Source organism: Pseudomonas sp. TE3728 (genome assembly GCF_056279145.1).
The window spans coordinates 3,814,424-3,833,252 of sequence record NZ_JBWBQT010000001.1 but is presented as its reverse complement, the minus strand read 5'-3'; the positions used below and the strand labels follow the sequence as shown (position 1 = coordinate 3,833,252).

Here is an 18,829-nt window from a genome sequence, read left to right as displayed (position 1 = left end):
CCCTCCCAGGAACATTCGATGAATACCGAAGGACTCACTGAAGTTGCCGTAAAAGACGCTCAACCTGTGGTGGAGCCAATCGCCGAAACCCCGCCGGAGCTGGAGCCTGCTCCTCCCGCGGTGGTGGCCGAGCCCGTTGTTGCGGCGCCAGCGATTGCCATTCCCGGCCTGGATGACAGCAGCCTGTACATCCATCGTGAGCTCTCGCAACTGCAGTTCAACATCCGCGTGCTGGAACAGGCGCTGGATGAGTCCTACCCATTGCTGGAGCGGCTGAAGTTTCTGCTGATCTTCTCCAGCAACCTGGACGAGTTCTTCGAGATTCGTGTGGCCGGCCTGAAGAAGCAGATCACCTTCGCCCGTGAACAGGCTGGCGCCGATGGCCTGCAACCGCACCAGGCCCTGGCTCGCATCAGTGAACTGGTGCACGGCCACGTCGATCGCCAATACGCGATCCTCAACGAAATTCTGTTGCCGGAACTGGAAAAACATCAGGTCCGCTTCATCCGTCGCCGCTACTGGACCACCAAGCTCAAGACTTGGGTTCGTCGTTATTTCCGCGACGAGATCGCCCCGATTATCACCCCGATCGGCCTCGACCCGACGCACCCGTTTCCGTTGCTGGTGAACAAGAGCCTGAACTTCATCGTCGAGCTCGAAGGCATCGACGCCTTCGGTCGCGACTCCGGTCTGGCGATAATCCCGGCGCCGCGTCTGCTGCCGCGGATCATCAAGGTGCCGGAAGAAGTCGGCGGTCCCGGCGACAACTATGTGTTCCTGTCGTCGATGATCCACGCCCACGCCGATGACCTGTTCCAGGGCATGAAGGTCAAGGGCTGCTACCAGTTCCGCCTGACCCGAAACGCCGACCTCGCGGTCGACACCGAAGATGTCGAAGACCTGGCCCGCGCCCTGCGCGGCGAGTTGTTCTCCCGTCGTTACGGTGACGCAGTGCGGCTGGAAGTGGCCGATACCTGCCCGAAACACTTGTCCGACTACTTGCTCAAGCAGTTCAACCTGCATGAGACCGAGTTGTATCAGGTCAACGGCCCGGTCAACCTGACCCGGCTGTTCAGCATCACTGGCCTGGACAGTCATCCGGAGCTGCAATACAACCCGTTCACCCCGCAGATCCCGAAACTGCTGCAAAACAGCGAGAACATTTTCAGTGTGATCAGCAAGCAGGACATTCTGCTGCTGCACCCGTTCGAGTCGTTCACCCCGGTGGTCGACTTGCTGCGTCAGGCAGCGAAAGACCCGCACGTGTTGGCGGTACGCCAGACGTTGTATCGAAGCGGCGCCAACTCCGAGATCGTCGATGCGCTGGTGGACGCTGCGCGTAACGGCAAGGAAGTGACGGCAGTGATCGAATTGCGCGCGCGGTTCGATGAAGAGTCCAACCTGCAACTGGCCAGCCGTCTGCAAGCGGCCGGTGCGGTGGTGATTTACGGCGTGGTCGGTTTCAAGACCCACGCCAAGATGATGCTGATTTTACGCCGCGAGGCGGGCGAGATTGTCCGCTACGCCCACTTGGGGACCGGCAACTATCACGCGGCCAACGCCCGTCTGTATACCGACTACAGCCTGCTGACCTCCGACGATGCCTTGTGCGAAGACGTCGGCAAACTGTTCAGCCAGCTGATCGGTATGGGCAAGACCCTGCGCATGAAGAAACTGCTGCACGCACCGTTCACGTTGAAGAAGGGCATGCTTGATATGATTGCCCGGGAGACGCAATTCGCCCTCGACGGCAAACCGGCGCACATCATCGCCAAGTTCAACTCGCTGACCGACCCGAAGGTCATCCGCGCGTTGTATAAGGCCAGTCAGTCCGGGGTGCGTATCGATCTGGTGGTGCGTGGCATGTGCTGCCTGCGACCAGGCATCGCCGGCGTGTCCCACAACATCCACGTGCGCTCGATCATCGGCCGCTTCCTGGAACACACCCGGGTTTTCTACTTTCTCAACGGTGGCGAAGAGCAGATGTTCCTGTCCAGCGCCGACTGGATGGAGCGCAACCTCGACAAGCGCGTCGAGACTTGCTTCCCGGTCGAGGGCAAGAAGCTGATTTTGCGGGTCAAGAAAGAGCTGGAGCTTTATCTCACCGATAACACCCACAGCTGGAGCCTGCAGTCGGACGGTCGCTACATCCGCAACACGCCGACCGGCAACCAGAACCCGCGCAGTGCCCAGGCAACCTTGCTTGAGCGTTTGGGTAGCCCGATTCTGGCAGTTCGCTAAGACCAGTCTCCCGGGTAGCCATTCAAAGGCTGCCCGGGGACGAATTCCCCCGTAGGAGCTGCCGAAGGCTGCGATCTTTTGATCTTGGCGCCCATTCAGACAACGAGTTGTCTGTGGGAAAGATCAAAAGATCGCAGCCTGCGGCAGCTCCTACGGGATTTTCGGCAGCCTTCTGATTAGCGCACGTTCAGCACGAAGCTGACGCGAGTCAGCCATTCCGCTTCGAGGGCGAAGTCGGCCTGGGTCAGTTGATTGTCGTCCAGCCAGTGTTCCGGGAACAACACGTCCAGGCTGTCGCCATTGGCGTGCAGCACGACCTGTGGCATTTCCTGGATACCGCGGATGTGATGGAACAGAATCGCAAAACGCAGTAGCACGCACAGGCGAATCAGCTTGATGCCGTCGTCGCCGAATTCGGCGAACTTGTCCTTGGGAATGTTGCGTCGGTGGCCACGTACCAGTAGCGCGAGCATTTGCTGGTCTTCGCGGGAGAATCCGGCCAGGTCCGAGTGCTCGATCAGGTAGGCGCCGTGCTTGTGGTACTGATAGTGGGCGATGTCCAGGCCCACTTCATGGACCTTGGCGGCCCAGCTCAGCAGTTCGCGCCAGACACCGTCATCCAGCTGCCAATCCTCGGCCACCTGATCGAAGGCATGCAGTGCCTTGCGTTCGACCCGAGCGGCTTGTTCCAGGTCAACGTGGTAACGCTCCATCAGCGAGCTGAGAGTGCGCTCACGCACGTCTTCATGATGATGACGGCCCAACAGGTCGTAGAGCACGCCTTCGCGCAGGGCGCCTTCACAGTGGTCCATGCGTTGCAATTCGAGGGCGTCGAAGATCGCTTCGAGAATCGCCAGCCCGGCGGGGAAAATCGCCCGGCGGTCGGGCTTGATGCCTTCGAAATCGATTTTCTCGGCATCGCCGAGTTTGAACAGCTTGCGCTTGAGCCAGGCCAGGCCTTCGGCATTCACTTCGCCAGTGCCATGCCCGCCGGCCTTCAGCGCCATGCCAATGGCGCGAATGGTACCCGAGGAGCCGATGGCTTCATCCCAGGTCAGGCGGTGCAGGGCGTGCTCGATGCTCATGATCTCCAGCCGCGCCGCGGTGTACGCCTGGGCATAGCGGGCCGGGGTGATCTTGCCATCCTTGAAATAGCGCTGGGTATAGCTGACGCAGCCCATTTGCAGGCTTTCGCGCAGCAGCGGTTCGAAGCGCTGGCCGATGATGAATTCGGTACTGCCGCCGCCGATGTCGGCTACCAGGCGCTTGCCCGGCGTGTCGGCGAGGGTGTGGGAGACGCCGAGGTAAATCAGGCGCGCTTCTTCACGGCCAGAGATGACTTCTACCGGATGGCCAAGAATTTCTTCGGCGCGGTGGATGAATTCGGCGCGGTTACGGGCTTCGCGCAGGGCGTTGGTGCCGACGATCCGCACCGTGCCGGGCGGCATACCGCTGATCAGTTGGGCAAAACGCTTCAGGCAATCGAGCCCGCGCTGCATGGATTCTTCGCTGAGTTGGCGCTCTTCGTCGATGCCGGCGGCCAGCTGAACCTTCTCCCCGAGACGTTCGAGAATCCGGATTTCGCCGTTCTGGGCCTTGGCCACGACCATGTGAAAGCTGTTGGAGCCCAGGTCGATTGCGGCGATCAGGGACAGATTCTTGGCTTGGGATTGCGGCATGGTCAGGGGGTCTCGGTCGATAACCTCGACATCCTGCCACGATCAAACGCTGCCGCCAACGCGTACGGTTCAAAGCTTTGATCCGACGCAGGAAAGTGGGTGACCGCTGCGCGGTCAATCGCTAGCAGGCTAGCTCCCACATTGGAATGCGTACCCCTGTGGGAGCTAGCCTGCTAGCGATGAGGGGATTAAAGACACTGAGACTCTTTCAGGCTGTCGCTTCAACAGTGCCAATGAAATTCGCCAGCTCCGCTGTCTGCGGGTTGGCAAACAACACCTTCGGATCCCCCACCTCATGCACCTTGCCATGGTGCATGAACACCAATTTGTCCCCAACCTCTCGGGCAAAGCGCATTTCATGGGTGACCATGATCAGCGTCATGCCCTCCTTGGCCAGTTGCCGGACCACGCTCAGCACTTCGTTGACCAGTTCCGGGTCCAGCGCCGAGGTGATTTCATCGCACAACAGCACCTTCGGCGACATCGCCAGCGCCCGGGCAATCGCCACCCGCTGTTGCTGGCCGCCAGACAGTCGGTCGGGAAAGGCATCGAATTTCTCCCCCAGCCCCACCCGTTCCAGCATCTGCCGCGCCAGTTCGGCGGCTTTGGCTTTCGGCACTTTCTGCACCACTTGCGGCGCGAGCATGACGTTTTCGCCCACAGTGAGGTGCGGGAACAGATTGAACTGCTGGAACACCATCCCGACTTTCTGCCGCAGGCTGCGCAGGTCGGCGCGGGCGGCGTCGAGGTATTCGCCGTCGACTTCGATCACGCCGTCATTGATCGACTCCAGACCATTGAGGGTGCGCAGCAAGGTGGATTTGCCCGAGCCGCTACGGCCGATGATCGCCACCACCTGGCCTTCGTCGACACTCAGGTCGATGCCTTTGAGCACATGGTGGTCGCCGTAATACTTATGCAGGGCGGAAATTCTAAGCAGAGGCATGCAGTCTCCTTTCCAGATAGCGCGCACTGAGGGACAAGGGGTAGCAGAGCAGGAAGTAACCGAGCGCCACCAGGCCGTAGACCATGAAGGGCTCGAAGGTCGCGTTGGCGAGCATGCCGCCGGTCTTGGTCAGTTCGGTGAAGCCGATGATCGAAGTGACGGCGGTGCCTTTGACCACTTGCACGGAGAAGCCCACGGTCGGCGCCACGGCGATGCGCAAGGCTTGCGGCAGGATCACGTAACGCAGTTGCTCCAGCGGATTGAGCGCCAGGCTCGACGAGGCTTCCCATTGGCCATTGGGAATCGAATCGACACAACCGCGCCAGATCTCCGCCAGGTAAGCGCTGGTGAACAGCGTCAAGGCAATCGCCGCGGCCATCCACGGCGAAATCTCCACACCAGCCAACGCCACACCGAAGAACACCAGAAACAGCTGCATCAATAGCGGCGTGCCCTGGAACAGTTCGATGTAGGTGCGGGCGAAGTGGCTGGGCAGGGATTTTTTTGAAATCCGCATCACCATGATCAGCAAACCGATCAGCCCGCCGCCGATAAACGCCACCAGCGACAACGCCAGGGTCCATTGCAGGCCCGTGAGCAGGTTGCGCAGGATGTCCCAGAAGGTGAAATCGCTCATTGGCTGCTGCTCCTTGCTATGTAGCGCCGGCCGATCCAGTTCAGCAATTGGCGGATCAGCAGCGCCATGCACAGGTAGATCAGTGTGGTCAGGGCATAGGTTTCAAAGGCGCGGAAGTTGCGCGATTGAATGAAGTTGGCGGCGAAGCTCAGCTCTTCGGTGGCGATCTGCGAGCAGACCGCTGAACCGAGCATCACGATGATGATCTGGCTGCTCAGGGCCGGCCAGACCTTACCCAGCGCCGGCAACAGAACCACGTGGCGGAAGGCTTCGAAGCGAGTCATCGCCAAGGCCGCCGCGGCTTCCAGCTGTCCGCGAGGGATCGCTTGAATGCCGGCGCGGATGATTTCGGTCGAGTAGGCGCCAAGGTTGATCACCATCGCCAGCACCGCCGCCTGCCATTCGGAAATCTGCAGGCCCAGCGACGGCAAACCGAAGAAGATGAAAAACAACTGCACCAGGAATGGCGTGTTGCGGATCAACTCGACGTAGACCCCGAAAATGCCGGCGAACGGGCGGATGTTCCACGCCCGCACCAGCGCCCCGACGATGCCCAGGCCAACCCCGAACACCGCGCCAATCGCCGTCAGCTCAAGGGTGAACAGCGCACCGCGCAGCAGCAGGTCGGTATTTTCCACCACCGGCAAGAAATCGAACTGATAAGCCATAAATCGTCTCCCGCGCGAACGATCAGAGATCGGCCGGCAGCGGCTCTTTCAGCCAGGTTTGCGAATTTTTTTCCAGCGCACCATCAGCCTTGGCCGTGGTGAGGATGTCATTGACCTTGGCCAGCAATGCCGGCTCGTTTTTGTTCACGCCAACGTAAACCGGCGAATCCTTGAGCTTCACTTTCAGCGCCGGCACACGTTTCGGGTTTTTCTCACTGATTGCCACCATCACCACGTTGCCGCTGGCGATCAGGTCGACTTGCCCTGCGAGGTAAGCGGCGATGGTCGAGTTGTTGTCTTCGAAGCGTTTGATGGTCGCGCCTTCGGGAGCGACTTTGGTCAGTTCGATGTCTTCGATGGCGCCACGGGTGACGCTGATGGTTTTGCCCTTGAGATCGTCCAGGCCCTTGATGGCGGCGTCTGGCGGGCCGAATACGGCGAGGTAGAACGGCGCGTAGGCACGGGAGAAGTCGATGACCTTTTCGCGCTCAGGGTTCTTGCCGAGGCTGGAAATCACCAGGTCGACTTTGCCGGTGGTCAGGAACGGAATGCGGTTGGTGCTGTTGACCGGGGTCAGCTCGAGTTTGACCTTGAGTTGGTCGGCCAGCAGTTTGGCGGTGTCGATATCGAGGCCGCGAGGTTTCATGTCCGGGCCGACCGAACCGAACGGCGGGAAGTCCTGGGGCACGGCGACTTTGAGGGTGCCGCGCTTGACCACATCCTCCAGACCGTCGGCGTGGGCGGGTGCCTGGCTCAGCATCAGGCTGGCAAACAAGGCGGCGAGGAGGACGCTGTAACGCATGGTCATGGCAAATCTCCGGATCGGCGGGAAGTGATTTCTGCGGATCGACAGAGCACGGGCCATGCCAAGATTGGTTTTTGGGGGGCGCAGGCCACGGTTTTGCTGGTGTCGCTCGGTCTTACTGGTCTGAACAGTTGAGTGGCATTTCGCACCCTGATGGCGCACCCGTGAAAATTCCCGAACCCCCATGGGGCACGACTTGCCGGACGTCGCGAATAGCTTTACAACTAGCCGCTCATTGGCCTGGCTCGTCTGAAAAAACCATGAACTCGATCTCCCGCGCCGTACCCGAAGTGGCGCTGCAAGCCATCCGCAAACTGATCACCGAGCAAGGTTTCGGGGCGGGGGATGCCTTGCCCTCACAACGGGACCTGGCGGTGCAATTGGGGGTCAGTCGGGCGTCGTTGCGTGAGGCGTTATCGTCCCTGAGCGCACTGGGCGTGATCAGTATCCAGCCGGGCAAGGGCGTGTTTGTGCAGTCACCGGTCGATCTGCCCCGGGGCGATGCGGCGCCGGGCTGGCCGTTCGCGGCTCAGGCATCGCCGCTGGACATCTTCCAGTTGCGCTACGCGCTGGAAGGTTTTGCCGCCGGGCTGGCGGCCGTGACCCTGAGCACTGATGAACTTGATGTCCTGGAAGACAATGTCGCCGCCATGCGCAACGAACTGCGTGCCGCCGACTTCGATGCGGCGGCACGCCTGGACTTCGAGTTTCACCGGCGCATCCTCCTGGCCAGCGGCAATCAGGCGATGCTGAGCATTCTGACCGCCAGCGCCGACATCTTCCTGGAGAGCCAGAAGCTACCGTTCATCCGGGCCGAACGGGCCATGGAAACCTGGCAGGAACACCGTAAAATTCTCCGCGCACTGGCTCGTCGGGCCTCTGGCGCCGCGCAGAAGGCCATGCAGGAGCATGTGCGCAACGCCGCCCTGCGTACCGGAATTGCTTTCGTCGCTCCCGCCACCTCATGACTTGAGCTATACCCAAACTCATGGGCCACCATAGCGAGACTCAATCATCTGCGGCTTCCTGAACACGGGAAGGGCGGCTATGATGGGCCACGTTTTTTATTGCTTACAACCCGGAGACATCCATGAGCAGCGATCTTATCAAGCACGTCACCGACGCGAACTTCGAAGAAGAAGTACTGAAGGCTGCTGGCCCTGTGCTTGTTGACTACTGGGCTGAGTGGTGCGGCCCTTGCAAAATGATCGCCCCGGTTCTGGACGAGATCGCTGGCACCTACGCTGGCAAGCTGACCGTCGCCAAGCTGAACATCGACGAAAACCAGGAAACCCCGGCCAAGCACGGCGTGCGCGGTATCCCGACGCTGATGCTGTTCAAGAACGGCAACGTCGAAGCCACCAAGGTCGGTGCGCTGTCGAAGTCGCAACTGGCTGCTTTCCTCGACGCCAACATCTAAGCGTTGTTATAAAGCGTCATGAAAAGGCCCCGCATAATGCGGGGCCTTTTCGTTATTGAGGGCTAGACGCTCCGAAACTCAGGTGGTACATTCGGCCCCGCACTGGTTTCTCCACTGCCCCCTGCTAGCCGTCGCCGACGCACTCCTTTTCGAATTAGTACGCGATCCTGTCGCCTTCTCTGCGGCGCGGCCTCATTAAGCCAAAAGCTTAATTTCCCCCCTCCATAAATGATTACGTCATTCCTATATGAATCTGACTGAACTCAAGCAAAAGCCGATTACCGAACTGCTCGAATTGGCCGAACAGATGGGCATAGAAAATATGGCCCGTTCGCGCAAGCAGGACGTGATTTTCTCCCTGCTCAAAAAGCACGCTAAAAGCGGCGAGGAAATCTCCGGTGATGGCGTGCTGGAGATTCTCCAGGACGGCTTCGGCTTCCTGCGCTCCGCTGACGCTTCCTATCTCGCCGGCCCAGACGACATCTACGTCTCGCCGAGCCAGATCCGCCGCTTCAACTTGCGCACCGGTGACACCATCGTTGGCAAGATCCGCCCTCCAAAGGAAGGCGAGCGTTATTTCGCACTGCTCAAGGTCGACACGATCAACTACGATCGCCCCGAGAACGCGAAAAACAAGATTCTCTTCGAGAACCTGACCCCGCTGTTCCCGACCGTGCGCATGAAGATGGAAGCCGGCAACGGTTCCACCGAAGACTTGACCGGTCGTGTCATCGACCTGTGCGCCCCGATCGGCAAAGGCCAGCGCGGCCTGATCGTTGCACCGCCGAAAGCCGGTAAAACGATCATGCTGCAGAACATCGCGGCGAACATCGCGCGTAACAACCCTGAAGTTCATCTGATCGTGCTGCTGATCGACGAACGTCCGGAAGAAGTGACCGAGATGCAGCGCACCGTGCGCGGCGAAGTGGTTGCCTCGACGTTCGACGAGCCGCCAACCCGCCACGTGCAGGTTGCCGAAATGGTGATCGAGAAGGCCAAGCGCCTGGTCGAACACAAGAAGGACGTGGTGATCCTGCTCGACTCCATCACCCGTCTGGCGCGTGCCTACAACACCGTGATCCCGAGCTCCGGCAAGGTGTTGACTGGTGGTGTCGATGCCCACGCCCTGGAGAAACCGAAACGTTTCTTCGGCGCTGCGCGGAACATCGAAGAAGGTGGCTCGCTGACCATCATCGCTACCGCGCTGGTTGAAACCGGCTCGAAGATGGACGAAGTGATCTACGAAGAATTCAAAGGCACCGGCAACATGGAACTGCCTCTGGATCGCAAGATCGCTGAAAAACGTGTGTTCCCGGCCATCAACATCAACCGTTCCGGTACCCGCCGCGAAGAGTTGCTGACGGCCGACGACGAACTGCAGCGTATGTGGATTCTGCGCAAGCTGCTGCACCCGATGGACGAAGTCTCTGCCATCGAGTTCCTGGTCGACAAGCTGAAACAGACCAAGACCAACGACGAGTTCTTCCTGTCGATGAAGCGCAAGTAAATCGCAGAAAGTCAGCAAAAGCCGGGGAAACCCGGCTTTTTGCTATCTGATTTTTGATGAACCGGCAGTTCGTGGTTCTGAATAGAGGGGTTCGGCGCTAAACTGCCTGCCCCGAACGCCACGGCCAACATGAGGCTCACGCATGCAGTATCGCGACTTGCGCGACTTTATCAGCGGCCTGGAAAAGCGCGGCGAACTCAAGCGCATCCAGGTTCCAGTGTCCCCAGTGCTCGAAATGACCGAGGTCTGCGATCGAACGTTGCGCGCCAAGGGCCCGGCGCTGCTTTTCGAAAACCCTACCGGTTATGACATTCCCGTACTAGGCAACCTGTTCGGCACCCCCGAGCGCGTGGCGCTGGGCATGGGCGCAGAAGCGGTCAGCGAGCTGCGCGAAATTGGCAAACTGTTGGCGTTCCTCAAAGAGCCCGAGCCGCCGAAGGGCCTGAAGGACGCCTGGTCAAAGCTGCCGATCTTTCGCAAGATCATTGCCATGGCACCGAAAGTCGTTAAAGACGCGGTCTGCCAGGAAGTGGTCATCGAAGGCGACGATGTCGATCTGGCGATGTTACCGGTACAGACCTGCTGGCCGGGCGACGTCGGTCCGCTGATCACCTGGGGCCTGACTGTCACCAAAGGTCCGAACAAGGATCGCCAGAACCTCGGCATCTATCGTCAGCAAGTGATCGGCCGCAACAAGGTGATCATGCGCTGGTTGAGCCACCGTGGCGGCGCGCTGGATTACCGTGAATGGTGCGAGAAACACCCCGGCCAGCCGTTCCCGGTCTCCGTGGCCCTGGGCGCTGACCCGGCAACCATTCTGGGGGCTGTGACGCCGGTGCCGGACAGTCTTTCCGAATATGCTTTCGCCGGTCTGTTGCGCGGCAACCGCACCGAACTGGTGAAGTGCCGCGGCAACGACCTGCAAGTGCCGGCCACTGCTGAAATCATTCTGGAAGGCGTGATCCATCCGGGTGAAATGGCCGACGAAGGCCCGTATGGCGACCACACTGGCTATTACAACGAAGTCGACAGCTTCCCGGTGTTCACCGTCGAGCGCATCACCCATCGAATCAAACCGATCTATCACAGCACCTACACCGGCCGTCCGCCGGATGAGCCGGCGATTCTCGGTGTGGCGCTGAATGAAGTGTTCGTGCCGATCCTGCAGAAGCAGTTTCCGGAGATCACCGACTTCTACCTGCCGCCCGAAGGCTGTTCGTACCGCATGGCCATCGTGACCATGAAGAAGTCGTATCCTGGGCATGCCAAGCGGGTAATGCTCGGTGTCTGGTCGTTTTTGCGACAGTTCATGTACACCAAGTTCGTTATCGTCACTGATGACGATATCAACGCACGGGACTGGAACGACGTGATCTGGGCCATCACCACGCGCATGGACCCCAAGCGCGACACGGTGATGATCGACAACACGCCGATCGACTACCTCGACTTCGCCTCGCCGGTTTCCGGCCTGGGTTCGAAGATGGGGCTCGATGCCACGCATAAATGGCCTGGCGAAACCACTCGCGAGTGGGGCCGGGTCATCGTCAAGGATGAAGCCGTTACCCAACGGATCGATGCCATCTGGAATCAGTTAGGAATAGATTGATGCGTGTAACCTTGCAGCCCTCCGGAGCAGTGCTAGAGATTCTGCCCGGCGAGCGGATTCTCGATGGCGCGCGGCGCCTGGGCTATGAATGCCCGCAAAGCTGTCGTAACGGCAATTGCCATGTGTGTGGCGCGTTGCTGGTGGAAGGGCGGGTCGAACAAGCCGGCGATGTGCGTGACCATGGCGAGTTCTACACTTGCATTGCAGAGCCGCTGGAAGACTGCATCGTGCTGTGGGATGGCGTGCTCGCGCTGGGAGAATTGCCGGTGCGCAGCGTGTCGTGTCAGGTTATTGAATGCAGGGATGTTGGCGGCGATACCTGGCGCGTGCGTCTGCGTGCGCCGGCGGGCAAGCCGCCGCGCTATCATGCCGGTCAGTACCTGATGATCGAGCGAGAGAACGGCGAGAAATCCGCCTTCTCCCTGGCCTCTGCACCGCATTCCGGGCGCGATCTGGAAATTCATGTACTGGCGCGCGAAACCAGTGCGCTGAGCCTGATCCAACAGCTTCAGCGCAACGCGATGGTGCGCATCGAAATGCCGTTCGGCGATACCCATCTGGCGGAACTGCCGGACGGTCCACTGGTACTGATTGCTGCCGGTACCGGCATGGGCCAGATCCACAGCCTGATCGAACATTGCCGGGCCGCGGGGTTCAAGCATCCGGTGCATCTGTATTGGGGCGTGCGTCGTCCCGAAGACTTTTACGACATCGAACATTGGGATGAATGGGAAAAACTGCCCAATCTGTTCCTGCATAAAGTCGTCAGCGATCAGTGTGGCTGGGGAGGGCGCTGCGGCATGTTGCATGAGGCAGTGTGTGAAGATTTCCCTGACCTGAAAGCCCTGCATGTCTATGCCAGTGGCTCTCCGGCCATGGTCTATGGCACGCTGGATGCCCTGGTCGAAGCGGGGATGGATGCCCATCAAATGCGCGCGGATGTGTTCGCTTACGCCCCCCGATCTTGATTCGCGATCTTAAATCGTTATAACTCACCATATAGCCGATCGGTATTTATAGATTTATATAAATGCCGGTAGGTTATATCTCATTCAGGCAATAAGTTTTAGAGCGCCGCCCTGGCACTTAAATTGCGTTGAAACATATGTGCCTTATTGTTACAGCGGTGCGTTCTATTAAGTAATTCTTCACCCGCGGGGAGCTGAACGCTATTCGCCATGAGCGCCATTGAATCTGCTTTTTTGAATCTGGCTTACCCTCCGCAGCTCGATCTGGGGCCGCAGCTCACGCACGAACAATTACTCGGCTCAATGCAGGCGACCATGGCGCGCCACAAGGGTGGGCCGGTCTGGCTATTCGCTTATGGTTCGCTGATCTGGCGCCCTGAATGTGCGGCGGTTGAGCGAGTGCGCGGTCGTGTGCATGGCTACCATCGCGGTTTATACCTGTGGTCCCACGAACATCGCGGTACACCGGAAGTGCCCGGGCTGGTATTTGGCCTGGATCGCGGCGGCTCATGCAGCGGGTTTGCCTATCGCTTGCCCGAAGAACAACTCGACGCTTCGCTGTATGCACTCTGGCAGCGTGAAATGCCATTCCCGTCCTATCGCCCACATTGGCTCAACTGCCGTCTCGAAGACGGAAACCAGGTCCAGGCATTGGGATTCGTATTGGAGCGGCACCTGCCCAGCTATGCCGGCAACTTGCCGGATCATGTGCTGAGTCAGGTATTCGACAGCGCTTGCGGGCGTTACGGCACCACTCGCGAATATGTCGAGCAGACCGCTCACGCCCTGCGTAGCCACGCCATGCCAGACCGGAATCTGGAGGCGCGGCTCAAGCGCTGCAAATCAAAGACCGATCAGGCGATCGCTTCGCGGCTCTGACTGGCGACGTTCTTGTGGCCCAGGGTGGGCGCCAGAAACGCCATCGCCAGCAGGCAGGCGACGACCAGCAGGATGAAGCCGCCATCCCAGCCGAAGTAGTCCACCGTGTAGCCCATCAGGGCACTGGCCGCGACTGAACCACCCAGGTAACCAAACAAACCAGTGAAACCGGCAGCCGTGCCCGCGGCTTTCTTGGGCACCAGCTCCAGCGCCTGCAGACCCACCAGCATCACCGGGCCATAGATCAGGAAGCCGATGGCGAACAGCGAGATCATGTCGACCATCGGATTACCCGGCGGATTGAGCCAGTAAACGATCGTCGCAACGGTCACCAGTGCCATGAACACCATGCCCGTCAGGCCACGGTTGCCCCGGAAGATCTTGTCCGACATCCAGCCGCACAGCAGCGTGCCGGGAATGCCTGCCCACTCGTACAGGAAGTAAGCCCAGGACGTCTTGTCGAAGTCGAAGTGCTTGACCTCTTTAAGGTAAGTCGGCGCCCAATCCAGAATGCCGTAGCGCAACAAGTAGACGAAGACGTTGGCCAACGCGATGAACCAGAGCATTTTGTTGCGCAGCACATATTTGACGAAGATGTCCTTGGCGCTGAATTCTTCTTCGTGGCTGGCGTCGTAGCCTTCCGGGTAATCGTTCTTGTACTTCTCGATGGGCGGCAAGCCCGTCGATTGCGGGGTATCGCGCATGACAATGAAGGCAAATACAGCGACCAGCAACGCCACCGCTGCCGGTACGTAGAACTTGCTGTGCCAGTCGTTGAACCAGCCCATACCGAGTATCGCCAGAGGGCCGATCAAGCCGCCGCCGACGTTATGCGCGGTGTTCCATACCGAAACCACACCGCCGCGTTCTTTCTGCGACCACCAGTGCACCATGGTGCGCCCGCTCGGTGGCCAACCCATGCCTTGCGCCCAGCCGTTGATGAACAACAGGATGAACATCATGGTCACGCTGGACGTTGCCCACGGTGCGAAACCGAAAACGAACATCACCCCAGCGGACACAATCAGGCCAAAGGGCAGGAAGTAACGAGGGTTGGAGCGGTCGGACACGATGCCCATCAAAAACTTGGAAAGGCCGTAGGCGATTGCAATCGCCGACATCGCCACCCCGAGTTGGCCTTTTGTATAGCCTTGGGCGATCAGATCCGGAAATGCCAGGGTGAAGTTCTTGCGCAGCAGGTAGTAACCCGCATACCCAATGAAAATCCCGGCGAAGATCTGCCAGCGAAGGCGTTTGTAGGTGTCGTCTATTTTTTCTTCAGGCAATGGAGCCTGATGTGCGGCAGGACGAAAGAAAGCAAACATTCAAAGGCTCCAGATTTCTTGTTTTGACTGCGGATGCGAATGTTACAGTTTCGTTACCGAAAATAGCACCGGTTCGCATCAGCCAAACAGTGGAAATGTTGGAGATTGCATGTTCTTTTATGAACATGTCGCTCAGGTATAAATGCAGGGCGGTATGGGGATGGCGTAACCGGGTCGCAGGGCTGCGACCCGGTTCGGGTCAAGCAGGTCAGGCAAACAATCAGCGAACCTGAACCACCACTTTCCCGACCGCCTTGCGCTGGCCAAGATCATTGATGGCCTGCGCCGCATTACTCAGCGGATAAACCTGAGACACCAGCGGCTTTAGCTTGCCCTCGGCAAACCAGCCAAACAACTGCTGGAAGTTTGCTGCGTTGTCCTGTGGTTGGCGCTGGGCAAAGGAGCCCCAGAACACGCCGACCACTGCTGCGCCTTTGAGCAGTGCCAGGTTCACTGGCAGCTCAGGGATTCGTCCGCTGGCGAAGCCGACTACCAGTAGACGGCCGTTCCAGGCAATGGCGCGGATCGCCTGGTCGAACAGGTCACCACCCACCGGATCGTAGATCACGTCGGCGCCTTGGCCGTCGGTCAGGCGTTTGATCTCGTCCTTGAGGCTGGTTTCGCTGTAGTTGATCAACTCATCGGCGCCGGCTGCCTTGGCCACCGCGAGTTTTTCCGCGCTGCTGGCGGCAGCGATCACCCGGGCGCCCATGGCTTTGCCGATTTCCACCGCGGCAAGGCCGACGCCGCCGGAGGCGCCGAGTACCAGCAAGGTTTCGCCAGGTTGCAGGTTGCCCCGTTGTTTGAGGGCGTGCATCGACGTGCCGTAGGTCATGCTGAATGCGGCGGCGGTGTTGAAGTCCATCGAGGGCGGGATCGGCAGCACGTTGTAGCCCGGCACCGCGACCTGCTCGGCAAAGCTGCCCCAGCCAGTCAGGGCCATGACCCGGTCACCGACCTTGAGGTGGCTGACCTTTTCGCCCACTGCGCTGACCACGCCGGCCGCTTCGCCACCCGGAGAAAACGGGAAGGGCGGCTTGAACTGATATTTGCCCTCGATGATCAACGTGTCCGGGAAATTCACCCCAGCCGCATGCACATCCAGCAGGATTTCATTCTTCTTCGCGACAGGACTGGCGACGTCTTCCAGCACCAGCGATTCGGCAGGGCCGAAGGCTTTGCACAGCACGGCTTTCATCAGGGCTATTCCTTTGGGAGTGATGGCCGATAAGTGTAGGTGTGTGAGTCATCGGGTCAACGAGCATGCCCGACCCTGATAGTCAGCCATAAGCTTGTGCTTGAGCGGCGGGTCGTTATGCTTGGCCGCAAACCGGATAAGGAGCGAATTGTGAAAGCGTGGATCATGTTGATGCTGGCCCTGTCTCTGCCTGTGGCAGCGATGGCCGAAGAAGCCAAAGAAGGTGAGGCCCCGAAGGTCAACTACATCACCCTGAGCCCGCCATTCGTGGGCAACTATGGGTTGGACGGTACGCCGAAGCTCAAGGTCTACAAGGCCGATGTGGCGTTGCGGGTGACCGGTGACGAGGCGACCAAAGCGGTAAAGGCCAATGAGCCATTGATCCGTAACAAGCTGGTGGCGTTGTTTGCGCAGCAGACCACTGAAGCCATGAACAACGTCGAAGCCAAGGAAAAGCTGCGTCAGGAAGCCTTGAAGCAGACTCAGCAAGTGATGAACGACGAAACCGGCAAGCCAGTGGTTGAGGATTTGTTGTTCAACAACCTGATCATCCAGTAAGACTTCTGTTGTCTGATTGATTGCCAAGATCGCAGCCTTCGGCAGCTCCTACGCCGAACGAGTTTCCCTGTAGGAGCTGCCGAAGGCTGCGATCTTTTAACGATTTTCAACGTAATGCGATAACCGTCGCCCATTGCTCAGCGGTGACGGGCATCACTGACAATCGCGAGCCTTTTTGCACCAGTGGCATCTCGGTCAACGCCGTTTGCTGCTTCAGATAATCCAGCTTCAGCACCCTGGAAAACGTCTCGACGTGAGCAACATCAATCGCGCTCCAGGCGTTTTTCTCGGCAGTGGCCTTCGGATCGAAGTAATGACTCTCAGGCTCCAGCGCCGTCGGGTCCGGGTACGCGGCTTCGACAATCTTGCCGATCCCGGCAATCCCCGGCTCCGGGCAGCTGGAGTGATAGAAGAAAAACTCGTCACCCACCGCCATGGCCCGCAGGAAGTTACGCGCCTGGTAGTTGCGAACCCCGTCCCAGCGCGCTCGGCCAAGCTTCTCCAGGTCTTTGATCGAGAGTTCGTCGGGCTCGGATTTCATCAGCCAATAGGCCATGGTTTTGCTCCTTGCGAGGTGAGTGGGCAAGCGGTCGGGCAATTTTATGACAAACCGACAGTCGGTTGACGCCAGCGTTTGCGTGTCGGTTCACGTTGTCGCAAAATGCCGGCCTTCTAAGCTTGACGCTGCTGCACGGCCTACACCTACAACGGAAACCGCTGCTGTCATCGTGTTGATGTGCCTTTGGGGGGCAATCGATGAAACGCAAACCGGATTTACTATGGATTTTGGTTATTTTATTCGGCCTTGGTGTCGTGACCACCGGCTATGCCCAAAGCCTGTGGAACAACAAACCCGATGCTCCGGTCGAGATCGCGCAGCAACAGCCGTCGGCCTTCAAGCGCTGAACCTGTCTTTCGACGCCGCTGAAATCAGTGGCGTCTAGTCCGCGAAATACCATGCCTTGTCCGTGACCGTTCCCTGCAGCGGCACATCCCAGCTCGCCTGAGCCAATCGTTGAACCTTCTGACATTCATGGGCCAGGCCCAGAAGCGTCGGCTTGCGCCAGTTTTTGCGGCGCGCCAGGTACGCCAGGCTTCGATCGTAGAAACCACCGCCCATTCCCAGGCGTCCGCCGACATCGTCAAACCCCACCAGCGGTAACAACACCAGATCCAGCGCCCAGACTTTGCGTTGTCGGGCGATGTTGTGGCGAGGTTCGGGGATGCGAAAACGGTTGGGTTTGAGCTTTTCGCCGGGGCGAATCCGCTGGAACACCATTTTGGTTCGCGGCCAGGCACTGAGCACCGGCAGATACGTCGCCTTGCCCCGACGTTGCGCGGCACGCATCAGCAGGCGCGGATCGATTTCACCGTCGTTGGGCAGGTACAGAGAGATGTGTTTTGCGCGGCGGAACAGCGGGTGCTGGATCAATTGCTTATACAGCCCGCGAGCGGCCTCGCGCTGCTGACTGGGTGTCAGTGCGCGGCGGGCCTTGCGCAGCATGCGTCGAAGTTGCGGGCGGGGCAGCAGCGCAGGTTCGGTCATGGGTTCAGGCTTCAGAAGTGCGAGTACCAAAGCGTACCCGTAAAAAAGCCGATGCCGGTATTTAAACCGGCATCGGACTGGAATCAGGCTCCCCGGATGAACCGCTGTCGACTTAGCCCTTGAACCCGAAAGTTCAAGGTGGAAGATGCAGTAGGCTTTAAGGCTTTCCGTCTAGCGGACATGCACACCAGCCCAACGTGCAACCTCCAGGGTAGTGCGAATCGGCTCAGGGACGTCGTCAACTGGCAAGCACCCCAGGGAGTGATGCGAGTATACCCCAAGCGGTTTCGCGTTTCAGCCCTTGGTGACATCCGGATCGGTCGACAGCACCAGATCGACGCGGTCCAGCAGATCGCGAACCTGCTCGCGGGTCGAGCCGCTGGCCTGCACATCCGGGCGTTCTTCCTTGTGCAGAAGATCGTGCGTGATGTTCAGCGCGGCCATCACGGCGATGCGGTCGGCGCCGATGACTTTGCCGCTGCTGCGAATTTCGCGCATCTTGCCGTCCAGGTAACGGGCAGCGCTCACCAGGTTGCTGCGCTCTTCCTGGGGGCAGATGATCGAATATTCTTTGTCGAGGATCTGCACGGTAACGCTATTGCTTGAACTCATGAGTCTTGCTCCAGGGCCTTGAGGCGCGAAATCATCGATTCGACCTTACGCCGGGCGATTTCATTTTTTTCAATGAGATGCGCGCGTTCCTCGCGCCAGCTCTTTTCCTGAGCTAATAGGAGTCCATTCTGACTCTTTAGTTGCTCGACTCGAGTAATTAGCAGCTCGAGTCTGGCCATCAGCGCTTGCAGGTCGGTGTCTTCCATTTTGTCCACTGGTTGTGTCTGATGC

Annotated in this window: 20 protein-coding genes and 1 other RNA gene; 9 read left to right on the top strand and 12 right to left on the bottom strand. The window is 59.2% G+C overall.

Translation table 11 applies throughout. From position 1 onward, the window contains the following. Positions 1–18 precede the first annotated feature (18 nt). On the top strand, positions 19–2,241 hold the full coding sequence (gene ppk1, locus ACZ89R_RS16700; RefSeq protein WP_429545195.1) for a polyphosphate kinase 1: 2,223 nt from the start codon (positions 19–21) through the stop codon (positions 2,239–2,241). Between the two features lie 176 nt (positions 2,242–2,417). Here the strand turns inward: ppk1 and ppx are convergent, their stop codons facing one another. The 5 genes from ppx to ACZ89R_RS16675 all read right to left on the bottom strand — a co-directional run bounded on the left by ppx (position 2,418) and on the right by ACZ89R_RS16675 (position 6,979). Next, the gene (gene ppx / locus ACZ89R_RS16695; RefSeq protein WP_429545196.1) at positions 2,418–3,920 is read right to left on the bottom strand and encodes an exopolyphosphatase; all 1,503 of its coding nucleotides are present in this window, start codon (positions 3,918–3,920) and stop codon (positions 2,418–2,420) included. Positions 3,921–4,128: 208 nt separating this feature from the next. After that, complete coding sequence (locus tag ACZ89R_RS16690) at positions 4,129–4,866, bottom strand: amino acid ABC transporter ATP-binding protein (RefSeq protein WP_063342180.1); 738 nt, start codon at positions 4,864–4,866, stop codon at positions 4,129–4,131. After that, complete coding sequence (locus tag ACZ89R_RS16685) at positions 4,853–5,503, bottom strand: amino acid ABC transporter permease (RefSeq protein WP_007899375.1); 651 nt, start codon at positions 5,501–5,503, stop codon at positions 4,853–4,855. Before ACZ89R_RS16685 ends, ACZ89R_RS16690 begins: the two co-directional genes overlap by 14 nt. After that, the gene (locus ACZ89R_RS16680; protein ID WP_429545197.1) at positions 5,500–6,171 is read right to left on the bottom strand and encodes an amino acid ABC transporter permease; all 672 of its coding nucleotides are present in this window, start codon (positions 6,169–6,171) and stop codon (positions 5,500–5,502) included. Before ACZ89R_RS16680 ends, ACZ89R_RS16685 begins: the two co-directional genes overlap by 4 nt. Before the next feature lie 22 nt (positions 6,172–6,193). Further along, complete coding sequence (locus tag ACZ89R_RS16675) at positions 6,194–6,979, bottom strand: transporter substrate-binding domain-containing protein (protein ID WP_429545198.1); 786 nt, start codon at positions 6,977–6,979, stop codon at positions 6,194–6,196. Positions 6,980–7,236: 257 nt separating this feature from the next. Between ACZ89R_RS16675 and ACZ89R_RS16670 the strand changes: the two genes are divergently transcribed. The 6 genes from ACZ89R_RS16670 (at position 7,237) to ACZ89R_RS16645 (ending at position 13,359) form a co-directional block, all read left to right on the top strand. After that, positions 7,237–7,944 carry a FadR/GntR family transcriptional regulator gene (locus ACZ89R_RS16670; protein WP_192344990.1) on the top strand — a complete coding sequence of 236 codons (708 nt, stop codon included), beginning with the start codon at positions 7,237–7,239 and terminating at the stop codon, positions 7,942–7,944. Between the two features lie 122 nt (positions 7,945–8,066). Further along, positions 8,067–8,396 carry a thioredoxin TrxA gene (trxA, locus tag ACZ89R_RS16665; RefSeq protein ID WP_007899382.1) on the top strand — a complete coding sequence of 110 codons (330 nt, stop codon included), beginning with the start codon at positions 8,067–8,069 and terminating at the stop codon, positions 8,394–8,396. Between the two features lie 247 nt (positions 8,397–8,643). Next, a complete protein-coding gene (gene rho / locus ACZ89R_RS16660) occupies positions 8,644–9,903 on the top strand; it encodes a transcription termination factor Rho (protein WP_007899384.1) in 1,260 nt (419 codons plus the stop codon). Between the two features lie 142 nt (positions 9,904–10,045). Further along, positions 10,046–11,512 (top strand): 4-hydroxy-3-polyprenylbenzoate decarboxylase, encoded by a 1,467-nt coding sequence (gene ubiD / locus ACZ89R_RS16655; protein WP_007899385.1) that lies wholly within the window; start codon positions 10,046–10,048, stop codon positions 11,510–11,512. Continuing rightward, positions 11,512–12,480 carry a CDP-6-deoxy-delta-3,4-glucoseen reductase gene (locus ACZ89R_RS16650; protein WP_429545199.1) on the top strand — a complete coding sequence of 323 codons (969 nt, stop codon included), beginning with the start codon at positions 11,512–11,514 and terminating at the stop codon, positions 12,478–12,480. Before ubiD ends, ACZ89R_RS16650 begins: the two co-directional genes overlap by 1 nt. Before the next feature lie 210 nt (positions 12,481–12,690). Then, positions 12,691–13,359, top strand: coding sequence for a gamma-glutamylcyclotransferase (locus ACZ89R_RS16645; RefSeq protein WP_429545200.1), 669 nt, complete (start codon positions 12,691–12,693; stop codon positions 13,357–13,359). Here ACZ89R_RS16645 and glpT read toward each other — a convergent pair. Then, positions 13,335–14,684: a glycerol-3-phosphate transporter gene (gene glpT, locus ACZ89R_RS16640; protein WP_052964553.1), complete on the bottom strand. Its 1,350-nt coding sequence runs from the start codon at positions 14,682–14,684 to the stop codon at positions 13,335–13,337. The two genes, ACZ89R_RS16645 and glpT, sit on opposite strands and share 25 nt — an antisense overlap. 220 nt (positions 14,685–14,904) lie before the next feature. Further along, a complete protein-coding gene (locus tag ACZ89R_RS16635; protein WP_007899393.1) occupies positions 14,905–15,882 on the bottom strand; it encodes an NADPH:quinone oxidoreductase family protein in 978 nt (325 codons plus the stop codon). Between the two features lie 150 nt (positions 15,883–16,032). On the opposite strand from ACZ89R_RS16635, the gene ACZ89R_RS16630 reads away from it, so the two are divergent. Further along, the gene (locus ACZ89R_RS16630) at positions 16,033–16,440 is read left to right on the top strand and encodes a flagellar basal body-associated protein FliL (protein WP_095633149.1); all 408 of its coding nucleotides are present in this window, start codon (positions 16,033–16,035) and stop codon (positions 16,438–16,440) included. Positions 16,441–16,546: 106 nt separating this feature from the next. Here ACZ89R_RS16630 and ACZ89R_RS16625 read toward each other — a convergent pair whose 3' ends face one another. Beyond that, complete coding sequence (locus tag ACZ89R_RS16625) at positions 16,547–16,996, bottom strand: EVE domain-containing protein (RefSeq protein ID WP_429545201.1); 450 nt, start codon at positions 16,994–16,996, stop codon at positions 16,547–16,549. 200 nt (positions 16,997–17,196) lie between these two features. On the opposite strand from ACZ89R_RS16625, the gene ACZ89R_RS16620 reads away from it, so the two are divergent. Further along, entirely contained in the window at positions 17,197–17,346 is a 150-nt protein-coding gene (locus tag ACZ89R_RS16620; protein ID WP_018927582.1) for a hypothetical protein, read from the top strand. Positions 17,347–17,380: 34 nt separating this feature from the next. Here the strand turns inward: ACZ89R_RS16620 and ACZ89R_RS16615 are convergent, their stop codons facing one another. The 4 genes from ACZ89R_RS16615 to ACZ89R_RS16600 all read right to left on the bottom strand — a co-directional run bounded on the left by ACZ89R_RS16615 (position 17,381) and on the right by ACZ89R_RS16600 (position 18,804). After that, on the bottom strand, positions 17,381–17,986 hold the full coding sequence (locus ACZ89R_RS16615; RefSeq protein ID WP_123500408.1) for a 5-formyltetrahydrofolate cyclo-ligase: 606 nt from the start codon (positions 17,984–17,986) through the stop codon (positions 17,381–17,383). A gap of 85 nt (positions 17,987–18,071) precedes the next feature. Then, positions 18,072–18,250: non-coding RNA, 6S RNA (ssrS, locus tag ACZ89R_RS16610), on the bottom strand. Positions 18,251–18,280: 30 nt separating this feature from the next. After that, positions 18,281–18,598, bottom strand: a complete 318-nt coding sequence (locus tag ACZ89R_RS16605) for a cell division protein ZapA (RefSeq protein WP_007899404.1) — start codon at positions 18,596–18,598, stop codon at positions 18,281–18,283. Continuing rightward, positions 18,595–18,804 carry a TIGR02449 family protein gene (locus tag ACZ89R_RS16600; RefSeq protein ID WP_007899405.1) on the bottom strand — a complete coding sequence of 70 codons (210 nt, stop codon included), beginning with the start codon at positions 18,802–18,804 and terminating at the stop codon, positions 18,595–18,597. The genes ACZ89R_RS16605 and ACZ89R_RS16600 overlap by 4 nt, the downstream gene beginning before the upstream one ends. Between the last annotated feature and the right edge of the window lie 25 nt (positions 18,805–18,829).

Coding starts and splice junctions, on each gene's coding strand:
- ACZ89R_RS16680 (WP_429545197.1), bottom strand. CDS start 6,171: ATGGCTTATCAGTTCGATTTCTTGCCGGTGGTGGAAAATACCGACCTG.
- ACZ89R_RS16690 (WP_063342180.1), bottom strand. CDS start 4,866: ATGCCTCTGCTTAGAATTTCCGCCCTGCATAAGTATTACGGCGACCAC.
- ACZ89R_RS16605 (WP_007899404.1), bottom strand. CDS start 18,598: ATGAGTTCAAGCAATAGCGTTACCGTGCAGATCCTCGACAAAGAATAT.
- ppx (WP_429545196.1), bottom strand. CDS start 3,920: ATGCCGCAATCCCAAGCCAAGAATCTGTCCCTGATCGCCGCAATCGAC.
- trxA (WP_007899382.1), top strand. CDS start 8,067: ATGAGCAGCGATCTTATCAAGCACGTCACCGACGCGAACTTCGAAGAA.
- ACZ89R_RS16645 (WP_429545200.1), top strand. CDS start 12,691: ATGAGCGCCATTGAATCTGCTTTTTTGAATCTGGCTTACCCTCCGCAG.
- glpT (WP_052964553.1), bottom strand. CDS start 14,684: ATGTTTGCTTTCTTTCGTCCTGCCGCACATCAGGCTCCATTGCCTGAA.
- ppk1 (WP_429545195.1), top strand. CDS start 19: ATGAATACCGAAGGACTCACTGAAGTTGCCGTAAAAGACGCTCAACCT.
- ubiD (WP_007899385.1), top strand. CDS start 10,046: ATGCAGTATCGCGACTTGCGCGACTTTATCAGCGGCCTGGAAAAGCGC.
- ACZ89R_RS16685 (WP_007899375.1), bottom strand. CDS start 5,503: ATGAGCGATTTCACCTTCTGGGACATCCTGCGCAACCTGCTCACGGGC.
- ACZ89R_RS16600 (WP_007899405.1), bottom strand. CDS start 18,804: ATGGAAGACACCGACCTGCAAGCGCTGATGGCCAGACTCGAGCTGCTA.
- ACZ89R_RS16675 (WP_429545198.1), bottom strand. CDS start 6,979: ATGACCATGCGTTACAGCGTCCTCCTCGCCGCCTTGTTTGCCAGCCTG.
- ACZ89R_RS16615 (WP_123500408.1), bottom strand. CDS start 17,986: ATGACCGAACCTGCGCTGCTGCCCCGCCCGCAACTTCGACGCATGCTG.
- ACZ89R_RS16625 (WP_429545201.1), bottom strand. CDS start 16,996: ATGGCCTATTGGCTGATGAAATCCGAGCCCGACGAACTCTCGATCAAA.
- ACZ89R_RS16670 (WP_192344990.1), top strand. CDS start 7,237: ATGAACTCGATCTCCCGCGCCGTACCCGAAGTGGCGCTGCAAGCCATC.
- ACZ89R_RS16620 (WP_018927582.1), top strand. CDS start 17,197: ATGAAACGCAAACCGGATTTACTATGGATTTTGGTTATTTTATTCGGC.
- rho (WP_007899384.1), top strand. CDS start 8,644: ATGAATCTGACTGAACTCAAGCAAAAGCCGATTACCGAACTGCTCGAA.
- ACZ89R_RS16635 (WP_007899393.1), bottom strand. CDS start 15,882: ATGAAAGCCGTGCTGTGCAAAGCCTTCGGCCCTGCCGAATCGCTGGTG.
- ACZ89R_RS16650 (WP_429545199.1), top strand. CDS start 11,512: ATGCGTGTAACCTTGCAGCCCTCCGGAGCAGTGCTAGAGATTCTGCCC.